Consider the following 3,279-nt stretch of genomic DNA (forward strand, 5'->3'; position numbering starts at 1 on the left):
CGGGCGAACGATGGTCGAATCGATGATGTTCGCCTGTAGCTGGCAGAGGAAGTTGTTCTTCACCGCTCCGCCGTCGACGCGCAGGTCCGTCATGTCGATACCCGAATCCGCTTCCATCGCGTCGGCGACGTCTTTCGTCTGGAACGCGATGGATTCCAACGTTGCACGAACGACGTGTTCGCGCCGCGTCCCTCGCGTCATCCCGACGATGGTTCCCCGTGCCCGGCCGTCCCAGTGTGGCGCACCCAGTCCGGTAAACGCCGGCACGAAGTACACTCCGTCCGTCGAATCCACCGAGCGGGCGAGCGTCTCGCTCTCGGATGCGTTCGAGATTATCTCCATGTCTTCGAGCCACTCGATTGCGGCCCCGGTGACGAAGATGGCCCCTTCGAGGGCGTACTGTACCGGTTCGCCGGTGCGCTGGAAACCGACGGTCGTGAGCAAGCCGTGTTCGCTCTCGACGGCTTCCTCGCCGGTGTTCATCAGCATAAACGAACCAGTGCCGTAGGTGTTCTTCGCGTCACCCTCGTCGAAACACGTCTGGCCGAACAGCGCCGCCTGCTGGTCGCCGAACGCGCCCGCAACGGGTACCTCGGTGCCGAGGAACCCTTCCGGGTCGGTCGTTCCGTAGAGGTCTTCGTCAGAAGATGGTCTTACCTCCGGGAGCATCGCCATCGGGACGTCGAACTCCTCGCAGAGTTCTTCGTCCCACGCCATCTCGTGGATGTCGAACAGCATCGTCCGCGATGCGTTCGTCACGTCGGTGATGTGGTTGCCCGTCAGATTGTAGATGAGCCACGTGTCGATGGTGCCGAACAGCACCTCACCGTCTTCGGCGCGTTCGCGGACGTCCGCCGGACGGGCCCGCTGCATCTTCATCGGGTCGGCGTTGTCGAGCAACCACTCGGCTTTCGTCGCCGAGAAGTACGCGTCCGCTTCCAGTCCGGTTTTCCCGCGAATCCACTCGACCTTGTCTTCTTGCTGTAGCTGTTCGACGCGGTCTGTCGTCCGGCGGTCCTGCCAGACGATGGCGTTGTGGACCGGCGTCCCGGAGTCGGCGTCCCACAGCAGCGTGGTCTCACGCTGATTCGTGATGCCGATGGCCTCCAACTGGTCGGCCGTCAGGTCCGCTTTCTGGAGCGCCGACGTGATGACCGACTGCGTTTTCTCCCAAATCTCGGCTGGGTCGTGTTCGACCCACCCGGGTTCGGGATAAATCTGTTCGTGCTTTTCGTACGCACTCGTCACGACGCGTCCGCTGTGGTCGAAGACCATGAAGCGCGTCCCCGTCGTTCCCTGGTCGATAGCGCCAACGTATGTGTCTGTTGCCATTGGTAGTGTCTCCCGCGTGTGTCGGAGCTAGTCCCACTGACCACAGTGACGTGCTAGCGTCCCACACCACAGTGAAAAACCGTGCAAGAAGATGATAAACGTTGCTCACTTTTCGAACACACCGAGTGAATAAACGCCTCATATACCCCTCTGGACTCCTTAAAGTCGTTTTTTGTATCTATATTATTTTAGACAAATATCGTATAGACTGGACCGAGAGTACCACGCCATCGGAACGGTCCTGTTCGGTGAAGGTAGAGTGAAGTTGCCGCCGACCCTCATCACTGTGAAACAATGACAGACACACCCCACGTGCTGGTCGTCGGGGGCGGCTCCACCGGCTGCGGCATCGCGCGCGACCTCGCGATGCGCGGTCTCGACGTCACCCTCGTCGAGCGGGGCAACCTCACCCACGGCACCACCGGCCGCATGCACGGACTCTTGCACAGCGGCGGCCGCTACGCCGTCTCCGACCAAGCCAGCGCCAAAGAGTGCATCGAGGAGAACCGCGTCCTCCGCGACATCGCCGCCCACTGCGTCGAGATGACCGGCGGCCTGTTCGTCCAGAAACCCGACGACGACGACGACTACTTCGAGCAGAAACTGAAGGGCTGCCGCGAGTGCGACATCCCCGCCGAAGTCCTCACCGCCGAAGAAGCCCGAGAAGTCGAACCGTTCCTTGCCACGGACATCAAACGAGCCATCAAGGTCCCCGACGGCGCTATCGACCCGTTTCGGCTCTGCGTCGCCAACGCCGCCAGCGCCCAAGAGTACGGCGCACGCATCGAACCCCACGCCGAAGTTATCGACGTACTTCGAGAAAACGGCGAGGTCGTCGGTGTCGAAGTCCAACACGACTCCGGACCCGGCAAACGCGTCCACCGCACTCCCGGCAGTACCGAGAAAATCCGCGCCGACTACGTCGTCAACGCCACCGGCGCGTGGGCCGGCCAAATCGGCGAGATGGCCGGCGTCGAAGTCGCCGTCCGCCCCTCGAAGGGTGTCATGACCATCATGAACACCCGACAGGTCGATACGGTCGTCAACCGCTGTCGACCCAAGGGCGACGCCGACATCGTCGTCCCCCACGAAACCACCTGCATTCTCGGGACGACCGACGAGGAAGTCGACGACCCCGACGACTACCCCGAAGAACAGTGGGAAGTCGACCTCATGATTGATACCCTGTCAGAGTTGGTACCAATCCTCAAAGAAGCGCGGACGATTCGCTCCTTTTGGGGCGTTCGACCCCTCTACGAACCACCGGGGACGGGAACGACCGACCCTACCGACATCACGCGCGATTTCTTCCTCTTAGACCACGCCGAACGCGACGATTTGCCCGGGATGACCAGCATCGTCGGCGGCAAGTTCACCACCTACCGGATGATGGCCGAGAAGATTTCCGACCACGTCTGCGAGCAGTTCGGCATCGACACCACCTGTCGCACCGCGGACGAATCCCTTCCGGGCAGCGAGGATTTCTCGGTTCTGCGCGACTACATGGACGAGTTCGGTCTCCGCTCGCCTATCGGTCGCCGGAGCGTCCAACGACTCGGTTCGCGCGCCGACGAAGTGCTGAAAACCGGCGAACCGAATCCCGTGATTTGCGAGTGTGAGGCCGTCACCCGCGCCGAGATTCAAGATGCAATCAGCCAATCGGGCTCGGACCTCAACGCCGTCCGAATTCGGACGCGGGCGTCAATGGGCAACTGCCAAGGAGGCTTCTGCTGTCATCGCATGGCCACCGAACTCTACCCCACCTACGACGAACCCACGGCTCGCGAAGCGCTCGACGAACTGTTTCAAGAACGCTGGAAGGGCGAGGTCCACGCGCTCTGGGGCGAACAGCTCTCGCAAGCGATGCTCAACTACGCGCTGCACGCGACCACCATGAACCGCGACGGCGACCCCGCCGCGATGGACGAAGCCGTCGATTTCGCCGCC

Annotated in this window: 2 protein-coding genes; one reads left to right on the plus strand and one right to left on the minus strand. The window is 61.9% G+C overall.

Annotation, left to right across the window (positions count from 1 at the left end; genetic code table 11):
* A partial coding sequence (glpK, locus tag AUR64_RS10350; RefSeq protein ID WP_058581894.1) for a glycerol kinase GlpK occupies positions 1-1,332 on the minus strand: 1,332 nt, incomplete at its 3' end.
* 294 nt (positions 1,333-1,626) lie between these two features.
* Between glpK and glpA the strand changes: the two genes are divergently transcribed.
* Positions 1,627-3,279, plus strand: a 1,653-nt coding sequence (glpA, locus tag AUR64_RS10355; RefSeq protein WP_058581895.1) for an anaerobic glycerol-3-phosphate dehydrogenase subunit GlpA, incomplete at its 3' end; no start/stop codon positions are given.

The sequence above is a fragment of the Haloprofundus marisrubri genome (genome assembly GCF_001469955.1).
Classification (GTDB): domain Archaea; phylum Halobacteriota; class Halobacteria; order Halobacteriales; family Haloferacaceae; genus Haloprofundus; species Haloprofundus marisrubri.